The organism is Pararobbsia alpina, from assembly GCF_902859895.1.
Classification (GTDB): domain Bacteria; phylum Pseudomonadota; class Gammaproteobacteria; order Burkholderiales; family Burkholderiaceae; genus Pararobbsia; species Pararobbsia alpina.
Genome location: NZ_CADIKM010000011.1, coordinates 25,722 through 52,099, shown reverse-complemented (window position 1 = coordinate 52,099; position 26,378 = coordinate 25,722). Strand labels below are relative to the sequence as shown.

Annotated in this window: 34 protein-coding genes and 1 riboswitch; of the genes, 12 read left to right on the top strand and 22 right to left on the bottom strand. The window is 62.3% G+C overall.

The genetic code is table 11. The annotated features are described in order from the left end of the window. Positions 1 to 245 precede the first annotated feature (245 nt). Complete coding sequence (locus tag HV670_RS13760) at positions 246 to 1,148, top strand: YihY/virulence factor BrkB family protein (protein ID WP_175105346.1); 903 nt, start codon at positions 246 to 248, stop codon at positions 1,146 to 1,148. Next, on the top strand, positions 1,138 to 1,302 hold the full coding sequence (locus tag HV670_RS13755) for a hypothetical protein (RefSeq protein ID WP_175105297.1): 165 nt from the start codon (positions 1,138 to 1,140) through the stop codon (positions 1,300 to 1,302). The genes HV670_RS13760 and HV670_RS13755 overlap by 11 nt, the downstream gene beginning before the upstream one ends. Before the next feature lie 7 nt (positions 1,303 to 1,309). On the opposite strand, the gene HV670_RS13750 is transcribed toward HV670_RS13755, so the two are convergent. The 12 genes from HV670_RS13750 to HV670_RS13695 all read right to left on the bottom strand — a co-directional run bounded on the left by HV670_RS13750 (position 1,310) and on the right by HV670_RS13695 (position 13,084). Next, positions 1,310 to 2,245: a 3-hydroxyacyl-CoA dehydrogenase gene (locus tag HV670_RS13750; protein WP_175105345.1), complete on the bottom strand. Its 936-nt coding sequence runs from the start codon at positions 2,243 to 2,245 to the stop codon at positions 1,310 to 1,312. A gap of 91 nt (positions 2,246 to 2,336) precedes the next feature. Beyond that, a complete protein-coding gene (gene pdxA / locus HV670_RS13745; RefSeq protein ID WP_175105344.1) occupies positions 2,337 to 3,338 on the bottom strand; it encodes a 4-hydroxythreonine-4-phosphate dehydrogenase PdxA in 1,002 nt (333 codons plus the stop codon). A gap of 106 nt (positions 3,339 to 3,444) precedes the next feature. Further along, the gene (locus HV670_RS13740) at positions 3,445 to 4,779 is read right to left on the bottom strand and encodes a four-carbon acid sugar kinase family protein (protein WP_175105343.1); all 1,335 of its coding nucleotides are present in this window, start codon (positions 4,777 to 4,779) and stop codon (positions 3,445 to 3,447) included. 486 nt (positions 4,780 to 5,265) lie between these two features. Further along, complete coding sequence (locus tag HV670_RS13735; RefSeq protein ID WP_175105342.1) at positions 5,266 to 6,030, bottom strand: DeoR/GlpR family DNA-binding transcription regulator; 765 nt, start codon at positions 6,028 to 6,030, stop codon at positions 5,266 to 5,268. A gap of 113 nt (positions 6,031 to 6,143) precedes the next feature. Next, positions 6,144 to 7,052: a malonate decarboxylase subunit epsilon gene (gene mdcH, locus HV670_RS13730; RefSeq protein WP_175105341.1), complete on the bottom strand. Its 909-nt coding sequence runs from the start codon at positions 7,050 to 7,052 to the stop codon at positions 6,144 to 6,146. A gap of 56 nt (positions 7,053 to 7,108) precedes the next feature. Further along, positions 7,109 to 7,732, bottom strand: a complete 624-nt coding sequence (locus HV670_RS13725; protein ID WP_246257377.1) for a malonate decarboxylase holo-ACP synthase — start codon at positions 7,730 to 7,732, stop codon at positions 7,109 to 7,111. After that, positions 7,729 to 8,547, bottom strand: a complete 819-nt coding sequence (gene mdcE, locus HV670_RS13720; RefSeq protein ID WP_175105339.1) for a biotin-independent malonate decarboxylase subunit gamma — start codon at positions 8,545 to 8,547, stop codon at positions 7,729 to 7,731. Before mdcE ends, HV670_RS13725 begins: the two co-directional genes overlap by 4 nt. Next, a complete protein-coding gene (locus HV670_RS13715; RefSeq protein WP_175105338.1) occupies positions 8,544 to 9,392 on the bottom strand; it encodes a biotin-independent malonate decarboxylase subunit beta in 849 nt (282 codons plus the stop codon). The genes mdcE and HV670_RS13715 overlap by 4 nt, the downstream gene beginning before the upstream one ends. Continuing rightward, positions 9,389 to 9,691: a malonate decarboxylase subunit delta gene (locus tag HV670_RS13710; protein WP_175105337.1), complete on the bottom strand. Its 303-nt coding sequence runs from the start codon at positions 9,689 to 9,691 to the stop codon at positions 9,389 to 9,391. Before HV670_RS13710 ends, HV670_RS13715 begins: the two co-directional genes overlap by 4 nt. A 29-nt stretch (positions 9,692 to 9,720) precedes the next feature. Next, positions 9,721 to 10,548 (bottom strand): triphosphoribosyl-dephospho-CoA synthase, encoded by an 828-nt coding sequence (locus HV670_RS13705; protein ID WP_343054430.1) that lies wholly within the window; start codon positions 10,546 to 10,548, stop codon positions 9,721 to 9,723. Positions 10,549 to 10,670: 122 nt separating this feature from the next. Then, a complete protein-coding gene (gene mdcA, locus HV670_RS13700; RefSeq protein WP_175105335.1) occupies positions 10,671 to 12,326 on the bottom strand; it encodes a malonate decarboxylase subunit alpha in 1,656 nt (551 codons plus the stop codon). A gap of 14 nt (positions 12,327 to 12,340) precedes the next feature. Beyond that, the gene (locus HV670_RS13695) at positions 12,341 to 13,084 is read right to left on the bottom strand and encodes a GntR family transcriptional regulator (protein WP_175105334.1); all 744 of its coding nucleotides are present in this window, start codon (positions 13,082 to 13,084) and stop codon (positions 12,341 to 12,343) included. 163 nt (positions 13,085 to 13,247) lie between these two features. Here HV670_RS13695 and HV670_RS13690 point away from each other — a divergent pair, with 163 nt between their 5' ends. Next, positions 13,248 to 14,555: an MFS transporter gene (locus HV670_RS13690; RefSeq protein WP_175105333.1), complete on the top strand. Its 1,308-nt coding sequence runs from the start codon at positions 13,248 to 13,250 to the stop codon at positions 14,553 to 14,555. 169 nt (positions 14,556 to 14,724) lie between these two features. Here HV670_RS13690 and HV670_RS13685 read toward each other — a convergent pair whose 3' ends face one another. After that, positions 14,725 to 14,970 (bottom strand): hypothetical protein, encoded by a 246-nt coding sequence (locus tag HV670_RS13685; protein WP_425511426.1) that lies wholly within the window; start codon positions 14,968 to 14,970, stop codon positions 14,725 to 14,727. Here HV670_RS13685 and HV670_RS13680 point away from each other — a divergent pair. The 7 genes from HV670_RS13680 to HV670_RS13655 all read left to right on the top strand — a co-directional run bounded on the left by HV670_RS13680 (position 14,873) and on the right by HV670_RS13655 (position 17,777). Continuing rightward, positions 14,873 to 15,841 carry a LysR substrate-binding domain-containing protein gene (locus HV670_RS13680; RefSeq protein ID WP_175105332.1) on the top strand — a complete coding sequence of 323 codons (969 nt, stop codon included), beginning with the start codon at positions 14,873 to 14,875 and terminating at the stop codon, positions 15,839 to 15,841. The genes HV670_RS13685 and HV670_RS13680 overlap by 98 nt on opposite strands. Before the next feature lie 63 nt (positions 15,842 to 15,904). Further along, positions 15,905 to 16,165: a DUF4160 domain-containing protein gene (locus HV670_RS13675; protein WP_246257374.1), complete on the top strand. Its 261-nt coding sequence runs from the start codon at positions 15,905 to 15,907 to the stop codon at positions 16,163 to 16,165. Positions 16,166 to 16,170: 5 nt separating this feature from the next. After that, positions 16,171 to 16,428: a DUF2442 domain-containing protein gene (locus HV670_RS13670; RefSeq protein ID WP_175105331.1), complete on the top strand. Its 258-nt coding sequence runs from the start codon at positions 16,171 to 16,173 to the stop codon at positions 16,426 to 16,428. An 8-nt stretch (positions 16,429 to 16,436) separates the two neighbouring features. Next, on the top strand, positions 16,437 to 16,643 hold the full coding sequence (locus HV670_RS13665; RefSeq protein ID WP_175105330.1) for a transcriptional regulator: 207 nt from the start codon (positions 16,437 to 16,439) through the stop codon (positions 16,641 to 16,643). Positions 16,644 to 16,697: 54 nt separating this feature from the next. After that, positions 16,698 to 17,003, top strand: coding sequence for a hypothetical protein (locus HV670_RS30560; protein WP_217478420.1), 306 nt, complete (start codon positions 16,698 to 16,700; stop codon positions 17,001 to 17,003). Between the two features lie 48 nt (positions 17,004 to 17,051). Further along, a complete protein-coding gene (locus HV670_RS13660; protein ID WP_175105329.1) occupies positions 17,052 to 17,327 on the top strand; it encodes a plasmid mobilization protein in 276 nt (91 codons plus the stop codon). Positions 17,328 to 17,423: 96 nt separating this feature from the next. Further along, positions 17,424 to 17,777: a BON domain-containing protein gene (locus HV670_RS13655; RefSeq protein WP_175105328.1), complete on the top strand. Its 354-nt coding sequence runs from the start codon at positions 17,424 to 17,426 to the stop codon at positions 17,775 to 17,777. 181 nt (positions 17,778 to 17,958) lie between these two features. Here the strand turns inward: HV670_RS13655 and HV670_RS13650 are convergent, their stop codons facing one another. From HV670_RS13650 to HV670_RS13635, 4 genes are all read right to left on the bottom strand, one after another. Next, positions 17,959 to 18,591 (bottom strand): TapB family protein, encoded by a 633-nt coding sequence (locus tag HV670_RS13650; protein WP_175105327.1) that lies wholly within the window; start codon positions 18,589 to 18,591, stop codon positions 17,959 to 17,961. Positions 18,592 to 18,688: 97 nt separating this feature from the next. Next, positions 18,689 to 18,967, bottom strand: a complete 279-nt coding sequence (locus HV670_RS13645; RefSeq protein WP_175105326.1) for a hypothetical protein — start codon at positions 18,965 to 18,967, stop codon at positions 18,689 to 18,691. A gap of 139 nt (positions 18,968 to 19,106) precedes the next feature. Beyond that, complete coding sequence (locus tag HV670_RS13640; protein ID WP_175105325.1) at positions 19,107 to 20,429, bottom strand: voltage-gated chloride channel family protein; 1,323 nt, start codon at positions 20,427 to 20,429, stop codon at positions 19,107 to 19,109. 72 nt (positions 20,430 to 20,501) lie between these two features. Then, positions 20,502 to 20,569, bottom strand: a riboswitch (Fluoride riboswitch). Between the two features lie 150 nt (positions 20,570 to 20,719). After that, positions 20,720 to 20,938: a hypothetical protein gene (locus tag HV670_RS13635; RefSeq protein WP_175105296.1), complete on the bottom strand. Its 219-nt coding sequence runs from the start codon at positions 20,936 to 20,938 to the stop codon at positions 20,720 to 20,722. Between the two features lie 194 nt (positions 20,939 to 21,132). Here HV670_RS13635 and HV670_RS13630 point away from each other — a divergent pair, with 194 nt between their 5' ends. Then, a complete protein-coding gene (locus tag HV670_RS13630) occupies positions 21,133 to 21,423 on the top strand; it encodes an AAA-type ATPase lid domain-containing protein (RefSeq protein WP_175105324.1) in 291 nt (96 codons plus the stop codon). Here HV670_RS13630 and HV670_RS13625 read toward each other — a convergent pair. Further along, on the bottom strand, positions 21,389 to 22,444 hold the full coding sequence (locus HV670_RS13625) for an alpha/beta hydrolase (protein ID WP_175105323.1): 1,056 nt from the start codon (positions 22,442 to 22,444) through the stop codon (positions 21,389 to 21,391). The genes HV670_RS13630 and HV670_RS13625 overlap by 35 nt on opposite strands. A 380-nt stretch (positions 22,445 to 22,824) precedes the next feature. On the opposite strand from HV670_RS13625, the gene HV670_RS13620 reads away from it, so the two are divergent. After that, positions 22,825 to 23,334 carry a DUF3331 domain-containing protein gene (locus tag HV670_RS13620; RefSeq protein ID WP_175105322.1) on the top strand — a complete coding sequence of 170 codons (510 nt, stop codon included), beginning with the start codon at positions 22,825 to 22,827 and terminating at the stop codon, positions 23,332 to 23,334. On the opposite strand, the gene HV670_RS13615 is transcribed toward HV670_RS13620, so the two are convergent. From HV670_RS13615 to HV670_RS13600, 4 genes are read right to left on the bottom strand one after another with little or no spacing between them, the layout of a single operon-like run. Continuing rightward, positions 23,335 to 23,586 (bottom strand): hypothetical protein, encoded by a 252-nt coding sequence (locus HV670_RS13615; RefSeq protein ID WP_246257371.1) that lies wholly within the window; start codon positions 23,584 to 23,586, stop codon positions 23,335 to 23,337. It lies immediately after the preceding gene. Beyond that, a complete protein-coding gene (locus HV670_RS13610; protein ID WP_175105321.1) occupies positions 23,583 to 24,449 on the bottom strand; it encodes a phosphate/phosphite/phosphonate ABC transporter substrate-binding protein in 867 nt (288 codons plus the stop codon). Before HV670_RS13610 ends, HV670_RS13615 begins: the two co-directional genes overlap by 4 nt. A 16-nt stretch (positions 24,450 to 24,465) precedes the next feature. Next, positions 24,466 to 24,858 carry an acyl-CoA dehydrogenase family protein gene (locus tag HV670_RS13605; protein ID WP_281362398.1) on the bottom strand — a complete coding sequence of 131 codons (393 nt, stop codon included), beginning with the start codon at positions 24,856 to 24,858 and terminating at the stop codon, positions 24,466 to 24,468. 12 nt (positions 24,859 to 24,870) lie between these two features. Next, positions 24,871 to 26,097, bottom strand: a complete 1,227-nt coding sequence (locus HV670_RS13600; protein WP_175105320.1) for an MFS transporter — start codon at positions 26,095 to 26,097, stop codon at positions 24,871 to 24,873. Positions 26,098 to 26,378 lie beyond the last annotated feature (281 nt).

Genomic DNA, 26,378 nt, shown 5'->3' with positions numbered 1-26,378 from the left:
TTTCATTGATACAGTCTATGATCTGTATAGAGAAAATACAATACATGGCCTGTATTAGGACATTACAGGCGTTGGGCTGTAAAGTGAATTTACAGACCACGACTTGTATAAGAAGCATTTCCAACCTGGCTGCCGACCGGAAACCCGCAAGCTTCCGGCCCGGACCGACTTTTGCTGAGAACGTGGATCAAGCGCGGGCGCGACACGCTCACCTCGGTCAAACCCGCTCGCGCGGCGGAGGCATCATGCGGCCCCTATTCGATCCGTTCTTCCGGAATGTGGCGGAGCATCCCTTTCAATTCCTGATGCAAACCCTGAAAGCCTTTCGTGCCAATCAGGGCATGCTGCTCGCGGGTGCCGTGGCCTACTACGCGCTCCTGTCCATTGTCCCTTTGCTGATCCTCATCGTGATCGGCCTGTCGGGGCTCGTCGAACAGCAAGTCCTGCTCGACTCGCTCGCCCGGCTACTCGAATGGCTGGTTCCCGGGCAGGCCAAGGCCGTAGCCGGCGAACTCGCGAATTTCGTGGCACATCGCGCCGTGATCGGTTGGGTGCTGCTCGTGACGATGATCTTCTTCAGTTCGCTCGCCTTTACGGTGCTGGAAAACGCGATGTCGATCATTTTTGTCCATCGCGTTGCAATACGGCGGCGCCATTTCCTGGTGTCGGCCTTGCTGCCGTACTGCTATTGCCTGTCGCTCGGTGTCGGGGTGCTGGTCGTTACGCTCGTGTCGAGCTTCCTGCACGCGGTGGGCGCCGAGAGCATCGATGTATTCGGATGGCACATGCCCTTGAGCGGGCTGGCGCGCGTGCTGCTCTATTTTCTCGGCGTCGCCGGGGAAATCTTCGTACTGACTTCGATCTACCTGGTGATCCCAGTCGGCCGTCCGGCGCTCAAACATGCGCTGGTCGGTGCAATCATAGCGGCGATCTTGTGGGAAATCACCCGGCACGTGCTGGTGTGGTACTTCGCCACGCTGTCACAAGTCAGTGTCGTGTACGGCTCGCTGACGACGGCCATCGTGGTTCTGTTCAGCCTGGAGGCGCTGGCCGCGTTCCTGTTGTTCGGCGCCCAGGTTATCTCTGAGTATGAGCGGCAAGCCGCCCACCCCGGGGATGTACGTCCTAAACCGTTCCATGTCGGCTAAGTCCGACGAACCGGTGGACTTGGCCGGCAGTATCGAAGTCGCACCCGTGAACGCACCGTTCGGTTTCCGGCCCGTCTACTTCTTCGGCCGGCAGCGTCACGACAGCAAGATCTGGTCGTCGGCGCAATTCATCAGCTTTGAAGGGGAGCAATAGCGAGCAATCAACCCAACACACGTCGTTTGGCAGCGACAAATGCGGCCAGGCAGCGGTCGCGCCATGCGCGCCGCGCGGCGAGGCCGCTTGCCTGGGTGCGCTCGCGCCGTTGCCGTTCGATGGACTGGACCAGTTCGGCACTCCATTCACGCGGGTCGGCCTGTTCCCGGGCGAGACCGTAGTACATGGGGCCGAGGTTCTTGCAGTATTCGGCGATACCATTGGGCGCGTTCAGGTCGATGGTCTCGAACGGGCCCATGAAGAACCATCGAAGTCCCAGTCCATCCGAGATGGCCTTGTCGACATCGGCAGCACTGCAAATGCCGTCTTCGACCAGTCGGAATGCCTCGCCCAGCAAGGCGCTCTGCAGCCGGTTGACGACGAAGCCGTTGATCTCGCGAGCCAGCCTGATCGGAGCCTGGCCGACGCGTTCCATCAGCGCGGCCGCGCGTTCGACCACGGCGGCATCGGTCCACGGCGCAGGCACCAGTTCCACGAGAGGGACGAGGTGCGGCGGGTTGATCGGATGCACGACCAGGCATCGTGCCCGATTCGGCAGGTGGTCTGTAAAGGAGGAGGCCGGCAGCCCGGAGGTCGAGCTCGCGAGAATCGTCTCCGGCGAGGCGATGGCGTCGAGCCGCACATACAGTTCACGTTTGATCTCGACCCGCTCGGGTGCGCTCTCCTGCACATAGCTGGCACCCTCGAGCGCTGCTTCGAGCGAATGCGCGGGCTTCAGCCGCGCGCATACGGTCTGCACATCCTCATCGCCACCCAGACCCTGTGCGGCGAGATCCTCGAGCGCTGCGCGCACGAACGTCAGCGTACTTTGTACGGCCGCCGGCGACGCGTCGTACACGGACACCTCGAAACCGGCACGCGCGAACACGAGCGACCACGAGGAACCCACCACACCACATCCCACTACAGCGATACGAAACATACCTGTACGACTCCAATGAATAAGTAGTTACGATCGACCCAGTATCTCAAGCCGTGCTCGTGCAGGTCAGCGATAAAAATCCGAGGCGTGCCTACGTGCGCCGGTCTGCCAGTTCCGCTCCCTGGCGCAATGCTTCGAGCAGGCTGCGTTCATCGGCTATGCCTTTGCCCGCGATATCGAAGGCGGTGCCGTGGTCGACCGAGGTGCGGATCACTTCGAGTCCCACCGTGATGTTGACGCCGGCCTCGAGGCCGAGCACCTTGACGGGGCCATGCCCCTGGTCGTGATACATCGCGACCACGAGATCGAAATCGCCGCGGCCCGCGCGGTAGAACAAGGTATCCGCGGGCAGCGGACCCGTTATGTCGAGGCCGCGTGCCTGCAGTATCGCGATCGCCGGAACGATCTTCTCTTCTTCCTCGCCATAGCCGAACAGGCCGTTTTCGCCCGCATGCGGATTGATGCCGCACACGCCGATCCGCGGTCGTTCGATACCGGCTTTCATCAGCGTCGCGTTACCGCGCTCAATGGTGCGTTGGACGAGGCCCGGTTCGATCTTGCGAATCGCGTCGATGATGCCGATATGCGTCGTCACGTGGATCACGCGCAACTGCGGCGCGACGAGCATCATCGACACTTCGGGTACGCCGGTCAGTTCGGCAAGCAATTCAGTGTGCCCCGGGTATTTGTGGCCCCCTGCGTGCAGCGCTTCCTTGTTCAGTGGGGCGGTGCAGATCGCGTCGATCTTCCGCGCCTGGGCGAGCTCCACCGCGCGTGCGATGTACTGGTAGGCTGCATCGCCGGCCACGGCCGACAGCTTGCCGAACGGCAGGCCGTCGGGGATCAGGTCGAGATCGATGCAGTCGATCGTGCCCGGCTGCGCATGCGCTTCCGATGCATCGCGGATGCGCCGGACCTTCATGCCTGCTCCGACAATGGCGTTGGCCTCTTCGAGCCGGCGTGCATCGCCGATCACGAGCGGACGGCATTGCTTGAACACGATGTCGTGCGTGAGGCTCTTGACGATGATTTCCGGACCGACGCCCGTGGCGTCGCCCATCGTGATACCGATTATGGGAAGTTGGTTGCTCATGATGTGATGCCTCGTTTCCTTTGCTTCCTGTCGCCGGCGCGCCCGAGGTTCGGCCGCGACCCGGCATGAGTCGGGTGGGTGTGGGGTGGGTGCGTGCTACGCGCGCTTACACATAGGTCGAATCACGCAGGTGCCGCCATGCCGCATGCAGCGATTGCGCGGTGCCGAAGGCCCCCGCCTTGGTCACGATGCAGGGGCGATGCGCGTGGCCCTCGCGAGTGCGCGCATCGAGGGGTCTGCCGATTGCGACACCGGGTTCGACTTCCGCGACGAGTTCGAGGCTGTCGATGCCCGTCGCATGGAGTGCCGCGCGCGCGGTTTCGCCGCCGGTGGCGATCAGGCCGCCGATCTTGCCGAAGTGCGGCGCGATCAGGTGGCCGAGCGCGGTGCTCAGGTGCGCGCCCTGGGCCGGGTCGAACAAGTCGTCGCGGCCGATGCGCAGCAGCAGATCGGCCTGTGACGCCAGATGCGCACCGATGCGCGCCTGCAGGGCGGGCCATTGCATATGTTCGGGGCCGGCGCGAAGGACCGCGGGCGCCACCACGAGTTCGGCAATCCCGGCAGCGTCGCGCAACATCGCGCACTGCGCATCGGACACCGCCGACAAGGTTCCGACCAGAACCAGGATCGGGCCGCTTTGCTGCAATGCGGACGGTGCGGGCGACGCGGGCGATACGTGAGAGGCGGCGTGCCCGTTCGCGGACGCGCCGAACAGGTCGGGCAATAACGCCATTTCGCGCGCCAGGCCGGCCGACCCGACCCAGAACAGCGCCTCGTCCATCGCGGCGCTCGCTTGTGCGAGCAGCGCCAAATCCTTGCTTGTCTGGGTATCGACGATCAAGGCCTGGATTCCGCGCATCGCGTGCATCGCAACCGCGCGGACCAGCGACTCGCGTGTGTCCCGGGCCGCATCGAGCGCGAGCACGGCGGTCGAAAGCCCCGCGTTGCCCAGCCGTTCAGCGATATCCGCTCGTTGGCCCGCATTCTCGAGTTGCCACGTGTCCGTGGTCTCGAGCGGCGAGCCGTTGACGAACACGCGCGCACCGCGTGTCGTGCGCCCGGTCGCGGGAAACGCGGGTGCGACGATCGCGAGTCCCGCAAATGGCTGCAACGCGGCGACTTCGGCGGCCCAGTTGCCACGTAGTGTCGAATCGATCTTCTTGTAGAGTCGGCGGCCGGGCGTATGCAGCGTCCGCCACGCGTCGACGGTATGACGAGCCGCGGCCTCCGGGCTCGATCGGCGCGTATCCGTGTCGGTCGCGATGACGTCGATCGCGGCGTGCGTGTTGGGTGCGCGCGTGCTGTCGAGCGTCACGACCGTGCGATGCCCCGCGCTCGCGAAACCGATCGCGCAATCGGCGGCGCCGGACAGATCGTCGGCAATGATCAGCAGGCTCGTCGCGCTGTTTTTTTCGTCGCTGGCTGGCTGGATGATTCTCATGCGGTCAATGCGTTCTTCATGCGTTCTAGCCTGCTTGATGATACCGATCGTGGGCGAGGGCCCGCGCGCGATCTCGATGCATTTCCATTGCCCAAGGTTGAGTCGCCGGATCGCGGTGGCGTCAGCTCGCTGAAATGCTGGTGACGATCGCGGATGTCTGTCGAAGTCTGAGACGAGAGTTTAAGGCAAAATGATTGAATCGATCATTAAGTAGTTAACCTAGCGCTTGGATCGGTCAATTTTTGCTGGGGTTTTGCTTCGCTTTAGAGGGGAGCGGTCCCCGCAGCCCCTTCCACGCCCAGCCAAGCGGCCAGAGCGGGGCCGCTCGCCCTCCGCGGAACATGCTGCGGGCGACCGGCCCCGCTCCGTCCACTCTCTCAGCCCCATTTCGGGTTGGAAGCTGGATTTGGCCTCGCGGTGGGTTTGGCGTGAGTGCCGGGTTTCGCCCGAGTGTCGAGCTCGGCCTGCCTGCCGGCTTTGAACTGCCTACGCCGCGGTATCGATCGTTATTTCGTTGCGCAACGCAAATGTCACCAGCTCGGGAGCATTTGGGGCGGCGTCGGTGATCAACGTCCAATGACGTTCGAGCGGGGTCCAGTGCTGTTGGCTCGCGTGATCGAGTTTGTGCGAGGTCACGAGCACGAAGACGTTCGCGGCCTGCCGAATCACGCATTCCTTGAGCCATGCCTGTTCTGCGCTCGCTTCGCATAAGCCTCGCCCGGCTACGACGCCGTCGGCGCCCAGGAAGGCTTTGTCGAAAGATACGCGGCTCAGCGCGACTTCGGCCAAAGGGCCGAGGGTGCTCAGGCTGCTCGGCCGCACGTCGCCCCCCACGAGGGTCACGCGGACTTCGCTCGGGGCAAGGATGCCGACGGCAAGCAGGTTGTTGGTGACGACATGGACGTCGCGCCGCGCGACAAGATAGCGGGCAAGGGCGGCGGTGGTGGTGCCGCCGTCGAGGAAGATGGTGTCGCCGTCCTTGATGTGCAGGACGGCGGCGCGCGCAATGGCTTCTTTTTGCGCGCGAAAGCTTTCTCGGCGGATGTCGAGGGATTCCTCGGGCTCGTGGGTGCCCACGGAAGGGGCGGCACCGCCGTAGGTTCGCAAGATTCGCCGTTCGTCGGCCAAGGCGCGCAGGTCGCGCCGGACGGTGGCCTCGGACATGCCAAAGTGTTCGCACAAAGCGCTGACGTCGCTGGTGCCGGACAACACGGCTTTGAGCATGGCCTCACGGCGTTTTGCAACTTTCATGGTGATTGGGGCGGGTGGGGTGGGCCGGCTGCGCTGCGATCGAAGGGCGCGGGTATGCGCATAGTGTATCGAATCAGAAGTGGGTGGGGTTTATTTTGCGCGTTTCGATCATTTTAGAGGGCGGCAAGTCGGGCACGAATTCGGGAAGCGGCTGAAGTGATCGGCATGGACTCGAGGGCGACGGTAGCCATTTCGGGCAGGGCTTCGCTCGCGAGTAGTGTGAGGGTTCGGCCAGGGGGCATTTCCACGAGCACGCGCATGCCGAGTTCGCTGAGTGCGATGGTCGATTCGTGCCATCGGACGGGGTAGCGAAGGTTGGTGGCGAGGTCTTCGCGAATGGCGTCGGCTTCGCGTAGTACGCGTGCGCCGCGATTGCCGATGTACGGGATGCGAGGCTTGTTGAAGGTGATCTCGCTCGCGGCCCGGCTCAATTCCTGGGCGGCTTTGTCGAGCAGTATGCAGTGCGATGGGACGTTCATCGCCAAACGCTCGGCTTTGCGTGCGCCCTGCTCGAGGGCTCGTTGACGTACGCGTGCGAGGCTTGTGTCGCTGCCTGCAACGACGATCTGGCGGGGGGCGTTCAGGTTGCCGAGGTAGGCATCGTCGCCGAGTAGACGTCCGACTTGTTGTTCGCTCAGGCCGACGATGGCGAGCATGCCGTAGCCGGAGGGATAGGCGGCTTCCATCAATTGGGCGCGGAGCTGTACCAGGTTCAGCGCATCGGCGAACGCGATGGCGCCGCTGGCCACCGCGGCGCCATAGGCACCGACGGACAGGCCGGCGACTGCGTCGGCTTCGATGCCTTCCTTGCTGAGTGCCCTCGCGGTTGCGACGCCGGCGACGACGAGTGTGATCTGCACGGCGACGGTGGAGCGCAGGGTCTCTTCGTTGTCGAGCGCGAGGATGTCCTGTTTGAGGATGTCGGACGCTTCACTGATCGCCGCCACGGCCTCGGGATGGTCGAGTGCATGCAGGAAGCCGGCACGCTGGGCGCCTTGGCCGGGAAACAGGTAGGCGATCATGGGGTGGTCTGACGGGCGTTCTGGCGATTGGCGATCACGGGGCGGTCTGCCGGGTGTCATGGCTGTCGGCGATATCGCGCGTCGTCGTGCCATGGGTCGGCGACGAGCCGGGGGCCGTCGGTATGGCGCAGCAGTATGTGTCGGTGGGGACGGGCATATTCGGCGAGAGAAAAGGCGCCGTTCGGTGTCTCGGCCTGGATGTCGATCCGGATGTGCTGGGTGCGCGCGGCCTGGGTCAATGTGTCGAAGAGCGCGGTGGCATCGGTTTCACGCATGGGGGTCGGCATGCGTATCACGAGATCGAGATCGCTCGTCTCGCTCAGGGTCGGCATGCCGCTTGCCAGTTCGAAGCCCGCGCTCCCCGTAGGGCCCCATGGGAGGGCGGTGGCGCTGCAGATCGGGATGATCTGCCTGAGCAGGGCAAAGGCGGGAAGGTCGCGCCGTGGCTCGATTGCGAGAAGGTCTTCGGGCTTGGTCGTGTTCAAGACCTGGTTCTCGTCAACCCATGTGCCGAAGCGTTCGCTTCGGGTCGAGCCTCGCAGGCCGATGGGTATCCGGCCGTTCGAGAAAAGAGCCCGGCGTACGACGGCAAAAGGGGCGCGTATCAGCGCTGCTTCGACCCACGCGGGCGCATCGCTCCATGAGGACGGCGCGATGCGCAGCAGGTCGTGCAGTTTCAAGGCGCATTCCATTGTTCGGCAAGACGCCGGCGCACTTCGATGGATGCGGCACGCATGCGCTGGGCGTCGGGCGATCGCAGGCGGTTCGACAAGTCGTTCGGGCCGTTGCGTGCGTCTTCGATCGCGGCGATCAGGGCGCGGCGTACGCGTTCGATCCCGGTGGCTCCCGGCTGGTCGGCGTCGATGCCTTCGATCAGTTCGTGCAGCAGGCCGAGTTTTGCGTAGGCGCTCATCTTGTAGGACATGGGCAGCACGGTGTCGCCGAGTGCGTCGAGGCCTTCGACGCTGCGTCGCGTGACGCGGGCAGCCGCCTCCTTGCCCATCGCATGCACGCTGATGCCGGGGGCGTCGAGGGCGAGGATGCGATTGGCCTGGTAGCCATGCGCGAGGTAGGCGCCGGACATCGCGGGGCCGACGATCAGGCCGATCACGGGATGACCTGCCAGACGCGCGCTCGCGTAGGCGTCGACGGGAGCCGCGCATGCGAGATGAATGCCGAGCAGTTCTTCCCGGCGTCCGTAGGCCTGGCTCTTGAGGTCGATGATCGCGATGAGGGGGCGTTTCACAGGGGCATCGCGATCGGCATCGATTGCCTCGCGAACGGCGCGTGCGAGGAGCCATCCTTGTTCGAGGCCCATGACGTTGTCGGTCGCACGGGGGAAGCGATTCTGCGGATCCGGTACGACGGCCAGGTAGCGCACTTTCGAATCGCCCAGGGTTGCGTCGGCATGGCGGATCGGTCCGCTCTGGTTTGTCTGGCATGCGCTCAGGGCATCGAACCAGATCTGGCCACGAGAGAGGGAGGGCGTTGTCATCGTGCGGCTCCATGCCAGAGGTCGCGCAGTATCGCGGGATCGATCGCGGCCGGGTTCACTTGGGCGAGGCGTTCGAGTTGCTGTTGTACCTGTGCGCTTCGGTGTTGTTCGGGTACGCCTCGTTCAAAGGCGGCGATGGCTGCGGCGCGGACCTGTCCGGCGTCGTCTTCGACGAGGGTATCGGCGAGTCCCGTGCTCACGCGTTGTTCGCCACCGATCATGGACCAGATCAGGCGGCGATCTGCCGCATCGAGTTCTTCGAGGCCGGCTTCCTGCTCGATCACTTCGGGTCCGTTCATGCCGAGGCGTGCCTGACGCGTCATGACGAGTTCGGTACACAGAGCGGCGGCGAGCGACATGCCGCCGAAGCAGCCGACCATCCCGCCGATGATGCCGATCACGGGGACGTGGCGCCGAAGCGCGACGATGGCTGCGTGGATTTCGGCGATGACGGCGAGACCGAGATTCGCTTCCTGCAATCGCACGCCACCGGTTTCGAACAGGATCATCGGGCGAATGTCGCGCCCTGCTTCGAATTCGAGCAGAGCGAGTTCGAGTGCGCCGGCGATCTTCGCACCGGACACTTCGCCGATGCTGCCACCCTGGAAGGCGGGTTCGATCGCGGCGATCACGGCCGCCTGGCCATCGAGCTGACCGCGTGCGACCACGACGCCGTCGTCGGATTGGCAGACGATGTCCTGCATGGCGAGCCACGGGGATTCGAGCCGGTCGAAGGGACCGAGCAATTCACGAAAGGTACCGGGATCGAGAAGGGAGCGGGCGCGTTCGCGCGCACCCATTTCGATGAAGCTGTGCTGGGCGATGAAGGTGTCGTGCGCGTTCATGGGGTATCGCCCTCGCTGGCTTCGACAGCCTCGGCCAGACGCAGCATGACGATGCCGGGCGTCGCGCCGAAATCATTCAGTTCGAGCCGAACGGCACCGTCGTAGCGAGTAAAGAACCGGTCGAGCACGCTTTTCCAGACATGTGCATACCCGTCGACGCTCGTGCGAATCACGACTTCGGCGTCGGCGGAGCCGGACGGAGACAGGAGGACTTCGAGATCCCCCGAGCCGACCACGCCGACATGGGCACGCCGGGTGACGGGGCGCGTAGCGGGATAGTCGTAGCGTAACTGTTCCATGGTGTGTTTCCTCGCGTGTGTTTATTGCGTCAGAGCGAATCGACAAACAGTGTGGCGGCGAGCAGGTCGGCCGAGCCGCCGGGCGATGCGTTCAGGACGAGCAGCCGGCGGTCGAGATCGGCGTAGGCGGTGCGGCCCGCATCGGTGGCGAGACCGCCTTCGCCGAAGACCTGTGACGCGCCCTGCTGTGCGGCTTCGAGGGCGGGGTGCCCGCCACGATGCAGAAGGCAGGTGTCCTCGAGTCTTGCCATGATCGAGAGCAAGGCTTCGAGGCGTGCGTCATTTTCGTTCAGGCCCGCATCGCGTGCGCGTTGCAGGGCGGGCAAGCCGACCTCCGTCACATGCGGGAAGCCGTCGTGCGCTTCTCCGCGCGCGCCTTTTGCGCCGTACTGCCGGGCGACGCGCGCACCGTTGCTGCTGGAGACGACGGCCGGCGCATGGCGGTCGTCGAAGCGGGCAATGTGGGCGGCCGTGGAGAACAGCGCTGCGCGGTTGCCGGACGCGGATGCGCTGTCGTTCATACAGTAGGCGGCGCCGGCGCACAGCAAGCCGACGATCCAGATTGCGCCACGGTGTGCGTTGCTGCGGCCCGTTGCACGCAGCATCGCGGCTTCGCCGTCGCGGCCTATCTGCGCCAGGCGTTCGCGCAGTGACTGGGATGGCGGTTCGTGTGCGCTGGCTTGGGCAATGGCGTTGAAAGTGGGATGCAGCGAGCGCGCCGAGCGCAACATCGTATCGAGATCGAGATCGCGATGTGCGCCGCTGCCGCGCTGATCGACCAGTCCGGGTTTCGGTGTCAGGCAGGCTTCATCGATCAAGGCGCGCACGGCGTGATCAGCGAGATTCGAAATACTCACAAAGGCGCCTCGATGAGGTGAACGCGGTATCGAAGCATCGACGCGGTCGGCTCGAGGCGTCCCGGAAGGAACCGGGGCGTCGGAGCGGGCGGCTTTGGCATTGGCGAGAGCGGGCATGAGGTTCACCAGCTCCTGAAGCGTGCCGGCGGCTCGTACAGACCGCCCGACCATGCGACGAGGTCGTCGATGCTGCGCGCGGCGAGCATCGAACGTTTGGCTTCGCCGCGCCGCACGCCGAGATCCTCGGGAAAGGCAACGATGCCGCGCCGTCTGAGTTCGGCTGTCTTCGCAGGGTCGGCACGCATGCCGACCGGGGTCACGCCGGCGACGGCCGACAGCGCCGCCCGCCGTTCTTCCTGCCCTTGCGCCGCATGCAGATACGCAATGCCTTCCTCGGTGACGACATGGCTGACGTCGTCCCCGTAGATCATCACGGGTGCGATCGGCATGCCGCTCTTCTCGCCGACGGCAATCGCGTCGAGGGTGTCGACGATGGTCGGTTCGCCACCTTTCTTATAGGTCTCGGCGGTTTGCACCACGAGCTTGTGGCCACGGCTGACAGGCCCGGTGTCTTTCATCAACGCGAGCCATGCTTCGCTCGAATGACGTCGCCCGCGCGGATCGTGGCCCATGTTCGGCGCGCCGCCGAAACCCGCGAGCCGGCCGAGCGTGACGGTCGACGAATTCGCGTCGGCATCCATTTGCAGCGTCGAACCGATGAACAGGTCGACACCGTATTGCCCGGCCAGTTGACATAACACGCGATTGGACCGAAGGCTGCCGTCGCGTCCCGTGAAGAAGACATCCGAACGCGCCGCGATGTAGTTCTCCATGCCGACTTCGCTGCCAAAGCAATGCACGCTGTCGACCCAGCCGCTTTCGATCGCGGGAATCAGTGTCGGGTGGGGGTTGAGTGCCCAGTTGGTGCAGATTTTTCCCTTGAGCCCGAGCGAAGCGCCATAGGTCGGCAGTAACAGCTCGATGGCGGCCGTATCGAAGCCGATGCCGTGATTGAGTGTCTTGACGCCGTAGCGCTCGTAGATGCCGCGCAGGGTCATCATCCCCATCAGGATCTGCAGTTCGCCGATATGCCGCGGATCGCGCGTAAAGAGCGGCTCGACCGCGAAGGGCTGGTCTGCCTGAACCACGACATCGACCCACGAAGCCGGGATGTCGACACGCGGCAGCTCGTCGACGATTTCGTTGACCTGCGCCACCACGATGCCGTGCCGGAACGCGGTTGCCTCGACGATCGTCGGGGTGTCCTCGGTGTTCGGGCCTGTGTAGAGGTTGCCGTGCCGGTCGGCCTGCACGGCGCAGATCAGCGCGACTTGCGGGGTCAGGTCGATGAACATGCGTGCATACAACTCGACGTAGGTGTAGATCGCCCCGATCTCGAGCAGCCCGTCTTCGAGCAGTTGCGCGACGCGCAGGCTTTGCGGTCCCGCAAATGAAAAATCGACCTTCCGCGCGATGCCGCGTTCGAACAGACTCAGATGCTCGGGGCGACTGATGCTCGAGATCAGTAGATGGACATCGTGCACGCGCGACGGATCGACTTTCGCAAAGGCGCGCGACAGGAAGTCCGCCTGCTTCTGGTTGTTGCCCTCGAGGGCGACGCGGTCGCCGGGCGCGATCAGGGCTTCGAGTGCATCGACGATGCGTTCGCTTTTCAGCGCACCCTCGTCGAGCCAGCCTTCGATCTGTTTGAGGCGGCGCGCTTTTTCGAGCGCTCGGGTGTTCCACTGCCGGGGTGACGCTGAGGGGGATGAATGCATCGTTGGCCTTGGCCTCATTTGGAGAGCGCGCGGCGTTTTCTTGCCCGCTTGGGTGGCGTGAGGATCTGCGCTTCGTTGAGAAAGCGATAGATCAGCTCGCCCGTCGCGAGCAAATGCCGCGCGACAAGTGTCTGCGCCGCTTCGATGTCGTGTGCGACCAGCGCTTCGAGGATCGCCGCATGTTCGCCGTCGGATTCGCCCTTGAACGAAGGGACGACGAGCTTGAGGCGCAGATAGCGTTCGCCGCGCCGATGCATGCTGCCGAGCAGTTCCATCAGGCGAGGGCGGTTGACGGGGGCGTACAGGCTCATGTGGAACTGCTCGTTGCGCACCACGTAAAGGGTGGGGTCGGGCTCGTTCGCCGCGGCGTCGAGCAGCGCGCGGCATTGCGCGAGGGTCTGCGGGGTATGCTGATCGATGGCGATGCCGATCGCGAGACTCTCGAGCGACGCACGGATCTCATAGATCTCGCGCGCTTCGTCGGCCGATTGCAGACTGACCGAGGCGCCGCGATTCGGCTCGGTCGTGACCCAGCCCTCGCTTTCGAGTTGGCGGAACGCCTCGCGAACCGGTATCGCGCTGACCGAGAACTGCCGTGCGATGGCGTCTTGCCGCAGCGGCTCGCCCGGCAGCAGCGAGCCTTCGACAATGGCGTTGCGCAGGGCATCGGCGATATAGCGCGAGGTGCTCTGACGGGGCTCGAAACGGGCCTCATGAAACGTCGCGGACTCTGCCGCGCCCACGGAGTCGATTGACATGGACTTGACGATAGTAGGTAGAAGTGCGGAGTGGCCGCTGCTCGATGTTCAAATATTATATATAAAAATGCACTAGCACAAGCTGCGCGATGTCCGGCTCGCCCGAACATGATCAGTACAGCGAAAGGTGCGTTGACATTTTTGCCTACTGGAGAGCAATGCCATGCCGAGCGCACCCGATCACATCGCAACGACCGCGCGATCTGCGCGCACGCCCCTGAACCGCTCGCAGATTACCGGCTTCTGGGGTGCGTGGACGGGCTGGACGCTCGATGGCATGGATTCGTTCATCTATGCGCTCGTGCTGGCCCCCGCCCTGACGGAACTACTGCCGAAATCCGGCTACGCAGCGACACCCGCCAATGTCGGCCTGGCGGGATCGATCCTGTTCGCCTTGTTCCTCGTCGGATGGGGCCTGTCGTTTATCTGGGGGCCGCTTGCGGATCGGTTCGGGCGCACCAAGGTGCTGGCGGCGACGATTTTCACTTTTGCGATCTTCACGGGGCTCGCGGCCACTTCGCAGTCCGTATGGGCGCTCGGGATCTATCGTTTTCTCGCGGGCATCGGCATCGGCGGAGAGTGGGCCCTGGCGGGAACCTATGTTGCCGAAGCGTGGCCCGAGGACCGCCGCAAGATGGGCGCCGGGTATCTTCAGACGGGTTACTACGCTGGCTTCTTCCTCGCCGCGGCGTTGAACTACACGATCGGCGCGACCTATGGATGGCGTGCGATGTTCCTGGTCGGCGTGCTGCCCGTGATCGTGTCGATCGTCGTGCTCCTGCGCGTGAAGGAAACGGAGAAGTGGGAGCGCAACGTGGCCCATGCGGTCAGGCAGGTGAGCCCTCTGCGCGCGATATTCTCCAGGCAATACAGGCGGCGCACGCTGGTTGCGGCGACCTTGCTGACGGTGGCCATCATCGGATTGTGGGCGGGCGCCGTCTATGAGCCCTCAGCCGTGATACAGCTTGCGACGAAGGCCGGGATGGCGAAACCCGATGCGGTGCGTATGGCATCGATTGCGACGGGCCTGTTGTCGATCGGCACGATCATCGGTTGTCTTGCCTTGCCGCCGATCGCGGAGCGTATCGGGCGGCGATGGACTCTCGCCGTGTACTTCATCGGCATGGCGGTATCGATCGCGCTTGCGTTCGGCTGGGCGTTCTATTTGTCCAACGGGCTTTATCCATTCATCGCGCTGTTGTTCGTGCTTGGATTCTTCGGCGGCAACTTCGCGCTCTTCAGCCTGTGGCTGCCCGAGCAGTTCGAGACACGTGTGCGGGCAACGGCGTTCGCATTCTGTACCTCGGTGGGGCGATTCTTCGGCGCGATCGTCAACTTCGGGATCGGTGCCATGGTGCTTCACATGAAGACGCTCGGCGTGCCGATCGCGCTGACGGCGATTGCGTTCATCATCGGTCTTGCCGTGATTCCGTTTGCGCCGGAGACGAAGGGCGAAGAGTTGCCGTCGTAGGCGCGGGTAATCGAGGGGCGCTTAGGAATGCCGGATCATTTTCCGGACCGCCTCGCGCCTTCCGGGCCGACGTTGAACAAGTGCGCGGCAGTCCTTCTTCAGAGGGAGGAAGGACAGCGCGGACGGCATCGCCGACCTTTCTGACGCTCAATGCGGCGTTCGCTGTTGCTCACCGTACTTTGCCTGCCGGCTTCGGAAACAGGGGATAGGCGATCAGCGGGCAGGCGGCTGCCGCAAACCATACCAGCGCCCAGGATCCAGCGGCAAGCAGATGCGGAATCAGCAGCGGCGTCAGGAACAGGCCGAAATACACCGTCGTGTTTGCCATACCGAGTGCTGTGCCGGCTCGCTCCTTGCCGGCCAGGGTGGCAAGTTCCTTCGATCTCGCTTCGTTGCGCACGTTTGTCGTGGGCATAAAGCTCGGCAGCTTCGCCAAGGCTGCCGACCGTGTCGGCCGGTCGACGTCGGCCGTGAGTGCGCAGATCAAGAAACTCGAGGAGCAGGCGGGCGCGCCGCTCTTTGTGAAGGCGGGCCGCAATCTCGCGTTGACCGAAGCGGGCGAGACGATGCTCGGCTTTGCACGCAGGCTGGTTGAGCTCAATGACGACGCGGCTGGGGCGATGCGTCGCCCCGTTCTTGAGGGCTGGGTCCGACTCGGGCTTCAGGAGGATTTTGGCGAGGCGATGCTGCCCGATGTGCTGGGACGATTCACGCGTGCCCATCCCAAGGTCCGGATCGAGGCAAGGGTTGCGCGCAATCAGGAGCTGATCGAGCGGATCGATACGAACGATCTCGAGCTTGCGCTGGTCTGGGGCAGCACCGATCCGGCCGGGCTCGAGGCGAGGGCGGCGGGTCGTAACGAACAGTTGATTGCCAATCCGCCGATGTGCTGGATCGTCTCGTCGTCGTTGTCGTGGCGCGTGGATGCGGGTGAACCGTTACCACTGGTCGGATTCGACAGGCCCTGTGTGTTCTTCAGCGCGGCGACGGCGGCAGTTGATCGCAAGGGTATTGCGTGGCGGCTCGCGTTCACGAGCCCGAGTTTGTCGGGCTTATGGGCGGCGACGGCGGCTGGGCTCGGTTTGACCGTGCGCACGCGCTATGGCTTGCCGCCAGCCGTGCGGGCGCTCGATGCGCGTACGTATGGACTTTCCACACTACCCTCGTTGCCGCTCTCGCTCGTGCGTGGCTCGGCGGTCATGGCACCGCCTGTGGAGGAACTGGCTTCGATCATGCTGGAATGCGTGCGTCGCGGGTCGGCGGACTGGACGCGGCTCGCGGCGTGAAGATGGCTCGACCCTCCAGGCAACCTGTACTAATATACTCGGTGAGTATATTTCAGGAGATCCGTGTGCCGACCATCAGCGCGTTTTTCGGAATCGTCATCAGCATGTACTGGCGAGACCACAACCCTGCATTTTCACGCCCGATACGGGGACTTCGAGGCGTTGATCCGCATAGACACGCTAGAAGTCATCCGGGGTTCACTGCCAAAACGGGCACTCGCGCTGGTCTTGGAATGGGCCTCGGAACACCGGGCCGAACTCAACGAGGATTGGGAACTGTGCCGCGCGCTGGCGACACCGAAACCTATCTCCCCCTTGGAGTGAGCATCATGATTGCATGGAACGTGACGGCGTTGACGGTGTTGCCTGGTCATCGCCTCGAAGTCGGCTTTGCAGACGGATTAAGGGGCGTCGTGGATATGTCGAAGGACGATTTCAGGGGCGTGTTTGCCCCGCTGGCCGACGAGTCCTATTTTGCGCTGGCGACGATCCGCGATGGGGTGGTGGTCTGGCCGAACGGCGTCGATATCGCGCCAGATGCGATGTATGACGAAGTTTGTGGGCACAAGTCGGGGGTCGTAGCGTGAAGAGGGGTATGCCACAAACGCAGCAGGAGTTTTTGCGTCATGCGATGAGCGAGCTGGGCATGACGCGTGAGCAGTTCGCGGAGCGGATCGGAACGAAGAAGCGCACGCTGGATAACTGGCTGCTTTCGCCTGATTCGAGCGAGTTTCGGAGCATGCCAGATATGGCTTGGAAGTTCGTCCGAGAGATTCTTGAGAATCGAAGTGAAAGCGCTTGACGCTACTCATTGAGTACATTCAAAGGAAGGGCGACATCAATAAGGCACAAGAACTTGGCGCAGAAGGTCGGCGCTCATCAGAAACGCCGCTACGGGGAAGGCAACGCTGTTTCCATTGAACAGGACAGCAAGCCCAACACGACGGTCAATCGGAACCCTGACGGTAGCGCCATCAAGTGCGTTGGCGCTGTCCTCGCTGCCGCCTGGTCATTCACACGGAAAAGTACTTGGCGCGAGAGCGCCCCGTATGTCGGCCGGCACCTGGGACTGGACGCGGCTCGCGGCGTGACGGTGCTGCTGAGGTTCCCCCCGATAAAGTGCAAAGAGTCGCACCACAAAAACCAGTTGACCACCTCCTGAAACAACCTTAAATGTACATACCACGTGCATGTACATAGGAGTATGGAAATGGCTGCTGCAACGGAGCGGATTGTCGTGCAGGTAACGGCGGTTCAAAAGCGCGCAATCGTGAGTACCGCAAAGCGTCTCGGCCTGGACGTGAGTGAGTTGATGCGCCAGGCTGCGCAGGGATTTACCCCATCAGACGACGAACAGGAAATCAATGCGCCGATCGAGCGCGTGAATGCCTCCACCAAAGAGGCGAACGACGCACTGGATGATGCACTGTCGTTCGTCGCGGAATCGAACAAGCGTATTGCCGCTATGGCTGAAGGGAAGCACTGATTGGCGTCACTGACAAGGTGTGGGACGCAAAAAACAGGTTAGGACATCATAGGAAGACCGTAGCCCTTTCCATAGTGGGATAACGAGGAGAGCGACATGAAGACGATGCGAAGGTTGGAGGTAGCGAGTGGTGCGTTCCTTTTCGCGATATCGCTTCACGTACAGGCACAGTCCGCGGCAGATCAAGCGGTCAGCGAAGCCCCTTCGAAACAAGCTTCCGAGGCGGCGCAGGCTGCCAACTGCGCACTCGCGAAAGAAGTACTTTATGCCGTGGTGAGGGACGGTGCCATTGATGCGGTACAGGTTTATGTGACGGCGCGCGACGGAGCGGTCGTTCTCATGGGCGCTGTCCCCGAAGCGTCGCAGGCGGAAAGAGCCGCGCAGATCGCAAAACGCGTACCCGGTGTGCAGTCGGTAAAAATCTTTCTCACGCTTCGTATGGAGGCCTAGTTAGGCAACAGAAAACGCATGGCGAAACTTTATTGACAGAGCAAGGCGCGGAAACTGACCTCGGTGGTGGCTGAAGTCGCTCCCTCTGTCGTGACGACTTCTCCGGGCCTTAAAGTCGATTGGCTCGACAACGAGAACGGCGACCTGCGCATCGCGGCCGACGTCGACATGAGGGACCCGCTCAGCGCGCTTCGCCTGACTTGGCGATCAGCATCTGCACGAGTTCGATATGCACCTGTGCTGGCAGGCGGTCTTGAATTTTCGAGTGCCAGTCGTCCTTGACGATGCGCTTGGCGGCCGGCGCGTACCAGCTCGTCTCGGTGACCTCACCCGAGCTGGTCTGGCCGGCGGACTTGACCGTTCCCGAGCCCTCGATACGATAGGCCTTGAATGTACCGGCCCGGGTCTGTACCTCTTCGAATCCCACTACTTGACGATTGAACGTGAAGTGAAGCGGGCCGAGATCATAGTCAACCGTCCAGCGCATGCCCACCGACATCGGAAACTTGAGCCGGCGGTCAGTCGGATTCGGAAGATAGTTGAGCGAGCGCACGGTATTGCCATCCGCATCCAGCGCTTTTTGCCAGGTGTGGCCTGCCGCGTCATCGACCCGGAGATCGGCACCATCGGGTGTGCGATGTGTGATCGTCTCCGTGAATCGTATATTGCGGGCAGGGGAAAGCGCGTCGACGGAAACGAAGGACCACGCGTCCCCGATCCTGTACCGGGGCGCAGCAGTTTCTTCTGCGCAGGCGGAATGCATGCTCAGGCTCACGGCGAAGACCGCGAGCAAAAACCGACCGAAGTATTTCATTACCGAGGTCCCGGATATTTGCAGCGCGGAAGCCGTGCAATGACCGGCCCCGCCTAATCCAGTATCGGCTTCTTTTCACGTAAACGAAACCTGGAGGTCACGACCCGGGTGGCCGTATTTCGAACTGTCGTTCAACCCACAGAATCTCTTCGTGGAAACTGATGGTGAGGGTGTAGGCAAACCACAGCAAATACATTCCGGCCAGGCGGATGAAGATTGGCGTTATTCGCACGCCTTTGCGGACCGCGGGGAGAAGCGCGAAGTTCGAGTGAATGAAATGCTGCAGATGCTTCGGCCTCGCCACGGACCATAGGCCAACAGCGAATAAAACGAGACAAACAAAAAGCTGAAAAAACAGAATGACCAGACCGAACATGACCCCTGCCTTTGACCTTATCCGGACCGGCCTTCGGTCGGCAAGTCCACAAGAATGTTAGTCGAAGCGGCGGGGGCGAGCTGTCAAGAACGCGTAAAAACAGCGCATAAAAAAGGAATCGGTAAAACGAGCTCAAAGCTCAAACGGAGTCCCGCGGCGCAGCATCCGGCTTGTCCGGCGCGAGGCGAGCGCGTCGCCTCGCCGGGATATCCGCCAGGCGAATCCCCTTCGGGAAAGCGAAGTGCTTTGGCTGCCCGAGCCGCTGTGCGCGGTAAATGCCGGTATGGCCGGAGAACAGATACGCCACGATGCAGGCCGTACCGGCATAGACTCCGATATGGCCGCCAAAAAGCTCGATGGCCATAATCGTCGAGGCAATGGGCGTGTTGGCCGCACCCGCGAATACGGCAACAAATCCCAGGCCCGCAAGGACCGGAAACGGCAGTGAAAGCACATAGCCGAGTGCGTTCCCCAGGGTGGCGCCGATATAGAACAGCGGCGTGACCTCGCCGCCCTTGAAGCCGGATGCCAGCGTCACGACGGTAAAGCCGAACTTCCCGAGAAAATCATAGGCGGGCAGGGGGTGCTGAAATGAACTGACGATGGTGGGAATGCCGAGCCCGAGGTATTGCGGGGTATCGAGCGCAAGCGCGAAGGCGACTACGACGATGCCGCCGACGACAGGCCGAAACGGCGGGTACGTGATCCGCTTCTTGATGAAGCCGGAAAGGAAGTGTGTCGTATCGGCGAACAGCATCCCGACGATGCCGCAGGCGATACCGGCGAGCGTGGCCGACACGAGGCCCATCGCCGAAACCTCGGGAATGAATGGAATCGTATAGAGCGTGTGATGAACACCCCAGAGTCGCGTGACCTGATCAGCGACGACGGCAGACATGAAGCAGGCGAGCAAGGCGTCATAGCGGAGCCGGCCGATTGCGAGCACCTCGAGTCCGAAAATCGCTCCGGCCAACGGGGTGCCGAAGACAGAAGAGAAGCCGGCTGCAATACCGGCCATCAACAAGGTGCGACGGTCTTCACGATTGAGCCGCAATGTGTGCGTGATGCGGTCGGCGAGTGCACCGCCCATCTGGACTGCGGTGCCTTCTCGACCGGCCGAGCCGCCGAAAAGATGGGTCACGACAGTGGCCGCGAGCACGAGCGGGCCCATGCGTTTCGGTACCACCTTCTTGGGGTCGTGAATCTCATCGATGAGCAGGTTGTTGCCGCCTTCGACGCTTTGACCAACACGGTAGTACACCCATCCGGTCACGAAGCCCGCCACGGGTAATAGCCATAGGAGCCACGCGTGAGAAACACGCGTATCGGTCGCCCATTCGAGCGCGACGAGAAAAAATGCGGAGGCAGAGCCGGACAAGCCACCGAGGAGAACAGACAACGCAAGCCAGCGCACAAAATGCGGTAGCAGCGCGACCTGTTCGATAGTCGCGAGACGTTTCATGGAATCAGAGGTTTGAGGAAACAAACCTGGGCAGCAGAACGCCGCAGAAAAATGCCTACGGCTCCCGTCCAGGGATACGTAGGCATCATCAGCCGGCTTGCGCCGGCGGTTAATGGAGGAATGCCATCTCCGTGGCACGCATTTTAACCGTGTCTGACCTGAACGTCCAATCGCAAGCAAATCAAGGCATTCGATATGAGCAGGGCGCACAGTTTCTGTACAAAAGCCTTGTGCACGGGATTGGATGCCTGTCGCGAAGCGGTAACGCCAGTCTCGCGAGTGTCCCCGCCTTAGTGCTTGCGGCCGAAGTACGCCTGAGCGGCTTCGGCGGGAGACAGACCGACATTGAAGTAACCCCGAAGACGCTCCAGGCCATCGGCGTCGGCGTGATAGGGCGGCTGGATGAATTCCGCCTGGACGGCTTGCTCATACCAGGCCTTTGTCCACTGCTCCAGTCCCTGCATGTCCCATGCGCACGAGAAGGACAGGAGTATCGAGTCGTCAAACATAGTGCTCTCCAATTTTCAGCCGGTCTCAGAGGGGGCAATCTTCTCAGCCATCGGAAGAGACGTTGCTTCGCTTGATGGTCTCGCGTATCAATACCAACACGAATGCGAGAATGATGAGAAAGCACAGCATGCCGGCATCAGGATGGTCGTCATAGTCTCCTCCGGGATAAAAAACCTATACAAAAGGATCCTTCGTGCGGCAGGTAGCTCATTGCCGTAAGCTGGCAAAAGAATCACTGGCGTCTTTGGTGATTCCGTCCTTTGATAACCGCATGAACCGTGCCATCTCTTGCAGGCTCGGTATTTTCTGCCAAACGTTTGATTGGGTTGATGTTTTGTGCAATGTGCGCGAGTTGCGCAATGCAATCGAGGGTGCCGTGCTCATCGCCCTCGATGGGACGATCGCGATGGATGACCTGCCGCCCGAAATCCGGGCGGCAGCAGGCGATGTCAATGGCCGAGATGCTTGTCGAAGAACTCGGTGATCTCACCGAATGCTTCCCGGTCCTCGGGAATGCGGTCATCAACCTGGTATTGGGCGTGCGACATGCCCTCGAACACTTCGAGTTGCGCGTCGACGCCGGCCTCGCGAAGCTTGCGGTGCACACGCACCGTGTTGCTCAGCAGCAGGTCGCGAGTCCCAGTGGTCAGGATGGCGGGCGGAAAGCCGTGCATGTCGCCATAGACAGGCGACAGCAGAGGATCCTTGAGATCATGACCGTGCGCGTAGACGACCGCTGCGGCATCGCAGAACCCATCCCGGGATACCAGGACGTTGTCGACTTTCTCATTCGTATAAAACGAATCGCCCGTCTTCGTGATGTCCGACATGGGAGTGCCCGGTGCAATCGCGCCCGGCATCCGCAGCCCTTCTTGCTTTGCCCGCAGCATCATCTCGAGCACCAAGGCACCGCCGGCGGAGGTGCCGAAGACACCGAGGTTCTTCGGATCGGTTGTCGTCAGCGATGCCTTGTAGACCTTCATCGCATCGTCAAGGGCCGCGGGGAAGTACGCTTCAGGAGGCATCCGGTAGTCGACGGAGATCACCTTGTAATGGCCAAGTCCCGCCATCAAGATCGCCTCGGTCGTTCCCGACGCGCCGGGAAACAGCTCGTAGCAGCCACCGTGAACATGAATGAGCAGCTTGTCGCGGTGTTCAGGCGGAATGAAATCGGGTGTGACCTCATAGACCTTGACCCCGTCGATCGTCTCGGACTTCTCGGTGACATGCAGGCGTTTGAGCATGGCCGGAAGGGTCGTGACGACCTTGGCGGCCTGCGCATTGGCTGCGGTTCTCCATTGCTCACCCGTCGTCCACAAGTCGTTCCAGGCGGGGTTGAGCGGTGCCGCTATGAGCTTTTGCAACTCAGGACTGACATCCGTTGGCACAGGCAGCGACTTCGCCGGTACCTGCAAGGTTGCAGGCGCGCCATTGTCGGCCATTGCGATGCCCTGGGCCGCCGCAAACATGGCGCACGCTAACACAAAAGACTGGGTGAATTTCATTGATAAAGTCGTTTTCGTCGTTCTTGTTGAGGTGAATCGAGCGGGGACGCGCCGGCTGACTCGGCTTGAGCGTTTGCTCAGGAGGACTTGCCGAGATCCCAAGTTGCGTCGCCCAGTCTACAAGTGGGAGCTTACGTACAGCTTGATGCACTTGTGGCAAGCGGAACCGGACGTCGGCGTTGCCCTCGAATGCTCCCGTCAGGTGCGTGAGTTGAATTGAAAGTGTCTGATCCGCGCTCACAGTGCAGAGGCTCATGCGCACGCCAGCATGACGCGCTTGTAATCCGAGCGTCACGTCGCCGACCGTTCGTGCGTCCCAGAATGACTCCGTGGGAAAACGCGACTCGGACCGTTTTCCGACCGTTGACAGAAGGAAGCAGATGGGCACTAGAGCAGTTGCACGTGCGGCGGATTTGACCGTGTTGCCGGATCGCAAAAGCCGGCGCGAAGAGCCGCGCAAAGCGTCCAGATCGTTGCCCGCGTTGGAACGGGTCGCCAACCTCGTTCTCAGGACGGCGCAAGAAGGTATCGCGCAGGTTCGCACCACGCCGATCCGTGCAATCTCGCGGCAACAGAGTGCCGCGAATGCAACGGCTGACGGGAAAGTTCGGTTGGACTCGGATGGCAATCCCAGTACGGCTGTGATCACGGTCGTCGAGCGCCAGAGCAGTTCGACCGTGCTGGTCTCGTGGCGTGACTCGACCTTCTGCCACTATGTCGAGCAAACCTGGAGATTGGGCGTTGCTCGCTGCGAGGGCATATGCGCGTTGTCAGGATCTCCCATACGACTAGGGGATTCGATCTATCGTCCGCGCAGTGGCGGGGCGGAACAACCGATCAATGCCAATGCGATGATTCTCGACGCCGCAATCCGCGCTAGCCTGGACTGACTACATGAAGTTGCGGGTATGTAGCGACGTAAGCTCTCTTGCCTTGTCGCGCTCGAAACCGAGCCTGACCAGTCTCGCATAGCGACCATCGGCCATATCGAGCATCAATCTCTGCACGCGCGCATAGCCGCGCGCGACGGCGGCCGGTGCGAGTTCACCGGCCGCCACGAGAATCAGCGCATCGAATACCTCTTCGTTGAGACCACCACTTGACCAGCAGATGCGCACCGGAATCGAAGCCGAGGGCCTCAATATCGATAAGCGGGGTTGGCAATGCGGCCTTGGTCGTCATAGAAGTTCTCGTCCGTCACCGCGCGTTCGAGCAGGGCGTAGCCGCTCGCGCGCCCGGGCTGCCAGGCCTTGAGGCCTTCCAGTTCGAGCAGCGGGCGCACCTGTGCCTCGTTCCAGTCCATCGCGAGCAGAATGTCGCCGAAGCGGCGGATGTCTTCCTGCGCCACGCCCGGGCTCACCGTCATGTTGCAGTGATCGAACGCTGCGGTGGTGGCGACGATTCGCGTGCCGCCCGCCGGCAGTGTGCCTTCGTTCGCAAACAGCCGGTAGTTGCCTGCGATCATCCACGCCGCATCGATCTCGCCCCGCATGAGCGCGGCCGCTGCATCGCGTTCACCGCCGATATGATCCCCGTGCTTGCCACCCAGGGCATCGAAATTTTGCGCCGCATAGTCGCGTCCGGCAACGAGTCCGCCGGCATGGCGCAGATGATCCAGCGGTATCAGCGTGGCCTGCGGTGAATCGATCGCGCCGAAACCGATGGTCGTGCCGCGCAATCCGGCGAGGTCTTGCACGGCACTTCCGGCAGATACCACGAGTATCGAATGCAGGTCGATGTCGCTGTCGCGCATCGCAAGCGGCAGGACGGTTTTGCCACGCGCGCGTGCGATGCGTTCGGCCCGTACCCAGGCGAGTGGCGAGTTCCACGCGAAGGCGATGTCACCCGCGAACTGGGCTTCGACCTGTCGTTCGTAATTCGAATAAAGAAGATAGTCGAAGGCGCAGCCGCGTTCTGCGAAAAAAGCCTTGAAGCCTTCCCAGATCGTGACGACCTTGGGCGCATAGGCGACCGCACCCAGCATGAGGGGGACATGTTTGGACATAGCGTGTTTTTCCAGGTCAGGCGAGCGGCATATCGCAGAGCACACGGCCGATGAAGTCGTACAGCACGTCCGAGGTCGGCGCCATGATGGAGGCGGCGCGCGCGTCGCGGAACAGACGCTCGATGCCGACTTCCTTGCGAAAGGCCGCCCCGCCGCAGATACGCATGGCGGTGTCGGTGACTTCGAGCGTCGCTTCCGCAGCCGATGCTTTCACTTCAAGCACGCGCAGCATCGTATCGGGTCGGCCCGCTGCCATCGCGGCCAGCGTATCGTCGCGCAGGGTGCGCACCGCAGGCGGAGCAATTATTGCACGGGTGTGCTTTTCAGGGAGGGCGGGGCTTGCGAGATCGGCGTGCGGATCGGGTGGCGAACCGGGTCGCGCGGGAAGACCTCCCGCGCTTGACTCAATCAGGCGTCGCCTTCATGCGAACGGCGCATTGCTGAGTGCTGTCTTTCGTCCAAAGCTGGCGAGCGCGGCAAGCGCCAGCAGAGCGAGGGTGCCGCCCAAGATGAAATCGGCGGGAATGCCGATTTCGTCGACCACGGTGCCGCCAACCAGGGAGCCGACGGCAATGGCGACCTGGATCGTGCCGATGAAAAGCGCCGAACTCGCTTCCGGAAGATCGGGCGTCGAACGCTGGGTCCATACGCTGAACACCAGCGGAAGCGCACCAAACGAAGCGCCCCATGCCAGGACGACGAGTGTCACCCCCAATGGCGAATGCCGGATGAGCGGCATCGACAACAGCGCGAGCAACATGAGCGAAAGGATGACCGCGATCGACGCCTTCAGGCTCCGGTCGACCGTCATGGAAGCGGCAAAGTTCGAGACAAAGCCAATGATGCCGAATCCAAGCAGCACCCACGTGATGGTGGACATGCCGAAGTCCGCGTTGTGCAACAGGAACGGCGTGATGTACGTGTAGGTCGAGAAATGCGCACCGAACGCAAGCACCACCATGAGCATGCTTTTGCGGGAATGCGGTTGCCTCATGAGCGAGGCAAGATCGGAGAAGCGCAGAGCGGCGCTCGATGGCAGTGGCGGAACGAAGCAGAGCTGCGCCACGAGCGCGACGGCCACGAGTACACCGGTCGCCATGAAGGACAGGCGCCAGGATGCGAAACCTGCAATGAAAGTACCGAGAGGAACCCCGATCACCGTCGCACAGGTCACGCCGGCCAGTATCGCAGCCGTCGCCTTGGCGGCGTCTCTGGGCTGGACGAGCCGCCCGACCGCAGCCGTTGCGAGGGTCCAGAAACCACCGAGGGAGGCACCGAGCAGCGCACGCCCCAATAGCATCAGCGGGAAATTCGGCGCGAACGCCGATAGCAGATTGGAAGCCAGCAGCAGGGCCATCAGCCACAGAAAGACCTGTCGACGGTCCATGCGTCCTGCTCCGAGCATCAACCCCGGCGCAGAGAGGGCTGCAATGATGCCGGGTACCGTGACCATCAAACCGGCTGTGCCCGGTGAAACGTCCAGCGATTTGGCGATATACGGCAACAGACCGACCGGGAGGAATTCGGTGGTGACAAACGCGAATGCACCTACTGTGACTGCTCCGACTGCCAACCATTGGCGTAGAGACGACGTGTCTCCACCGTCCGGCGCGGGCGTGGCCGCCGGCAAGTTACTGTCCATCAACATGGCTTTGCTTCTATTTAATCGAACAACATGGAAAATAAGGCGGGCTTGCCGGACTGATCGATGCGTTGGGTCAGACTCGCATTAAAAACTGTCGGCACAGTGGCCCCTACGCGGTGCTGAGCCGAATCGGAATGTCCTCGAGCTCAGAAGAGGCGACACCATACCATTGCATTCATTCTTACGCTGACGCGCTCATAAAGGCGCATACATCGTAGGGGTATGGGCTTCGCATTCGTTCTGTTCGCTGTGCTTGGGTGCACGAAGCTTAAACGAAGAATATG